Annotated in this window: 2 protein-coding genes; both read right to left on the bottom strand. The window is 46.4% G+C overall.

Annotated features, from left to right (window positions below):
- Positions 1 to 663, bottom strand: a 663-nt coding sequence (locus FJZ26_05980) for a cadherin repeat domain-containing protein (protein ID MBM3229956.1), incomplete at its 3' end; no start/stop codon positions are given.
- Between the two features lie 99 nt (positions 664 to 762).
- On the bottom strand, positions 763 to 1338 hold the full coding sequence (locus tag FJZ26_05975; GenBank protein MBM3229955.1) for a hypothetical protein: 576 nt from the start codon (positions 1336 to 1338) through the stop codon (positions 763 to 765).
- Positions 1339 to 1523: the final 185 nt, after the last annotated feature.

Below are 1523 nucleotides of genomic sequence, written 5' to 3'. Positions count from 1 at the left end.
TTCTACAAGAGCCTCAAACGGATAGATTCCCGTCTTTGGGGCAGTCCATACCATTTTAAGTCCGGTTGCAGAGTCAAGAGGAAGGGCTTTTTCCCCTGATTCGACATTATCCAGGACGTTTTTTTCGCTGTCAAATATCTTGATTTTCGCCTTTGCAGAATCAATCGGCTCCGAGCCCTTGTTTGTTGCAGTCACCTCAAGGGTGACTTTCTTGCCGGATATTTCAACAGATGGGCCGGTTGCCTCAACAAATTTATCAGGGTAGGGTTTCTCTATTTTAATGACGTAATTAAAGGCCACGGCTATTCCAACATTGCCCCCCTGGTCAGGAGCCTTTGTGGCTGTGATGAATATTCTTGTAGTGCCAGGAGGGAAATCCTCCGGCAAATTTACCTCGTAGGTGACAGGGTACGAGCCGCCCGGGGTTATTGAGAAGACTTTTTCCGAGGTTACTGTTACATAAGGCGAATTGGATATTGCAGTCATTTCGCCCTGGGTAACGTCCGTATTTATTACATTGAACGTGCCGGTAATTTTTTCCGTTGTAAACTTGTAAGTGGTTATGGCAGGCGAAATGGCAGCAGAAATGGAAAATGCTGTATTTAACAGGGCTAAAAGGAGGAAGGAAAAGGCAAGAAATGTGCTTGCTTTTCTTTCAAACATCAGCATCACACGCATTTTTCCTAAAATCCTGAAAAATTAAAAAGAGGGGATTTCCCCCTTCATGAATTTTGGCTTTGTTCAAAAATATCCACAGCACGCTTATGCCGCAGTGCTTGTGAATGTTATAGTTGCGGTTGTCCCTGAGGCTACTGGGGCGTCTGATGGGATGGTGGCATAGATATAAGCCCAAATCGCATCAGACGTGTCGACAAAGTTCAGGTTTGAGCAAAGCAGGTTGGTGGTGCTTGAGAGGGCAAATGCAGAGCCGTATGCCACAAGGCCTGATGTGCATGAGGAGGTCTCGTTGTTCTCCCCCCACATGGAAAATGCAGGGCTTGTGCCGCCAATGAATTGTGCTGCATTTTTGTTGGAGGTGACATTGATTGAGATGTTTACGTTGCCCTGGTTTTCAAGCACGTAGCCCCTTTCGCTGCCCGTCATGTTTGATGTGTAGTTTGTCTGGACTGTGATTGATGAGCCTGCTGCTGGTGTGACTGAGTTGAATACAAGGGTGCTGTCAGAAGTCCCGTTAGAAGTGTAAACCGCCATCTGGTTTGTCTGGGAGATTGTTATGCCTACGGTACCAGTTCCGGTTGCAGCAAAAAGAAGCGGCATTGAAAGAGCCGACAAGAAGATGAGGATTTTAAGAATTTTATTTTTCCCTTGGAAGACCATGCAACCACCGTCGTTTTATGTTGATGCCATTTTGCTACCCTGAATTTATAAAGGTTGCTGGTTTGCGACCTTTGTCATTGCAACTGCCAGCCCAAAGGCCCCCATATTTCAGGCAAACTGGCCTTGCTCGACGCCCAAAACAGCCTTTTCATTTCCCGACAAATCATGCCGCAGTGCTTGTGAAT

The organism is Candidatus Parvarchaeota archaeon, from assembly GCA_016866895.1.
In the GTDB taxonomy this organism is placed as follows: Archaea; Micrarchaeota; Micrarchaeia; order Anstonellales; family VGKX01; genus VGKX01.
This window is presented reverse-complemented; position numbering and strand designations above follow the sequence as displayed.

Bases quoted from the DNA above. Each gene is read 5' to 3' on its own strand.
- FJZ26_05975 (MBM3229955.1), bottom strand. From the start codon at position 1,338: ATGGTCTTCCAAGGGAAAAATAAAATTCTTAAAATCCTCATCTTCTTG.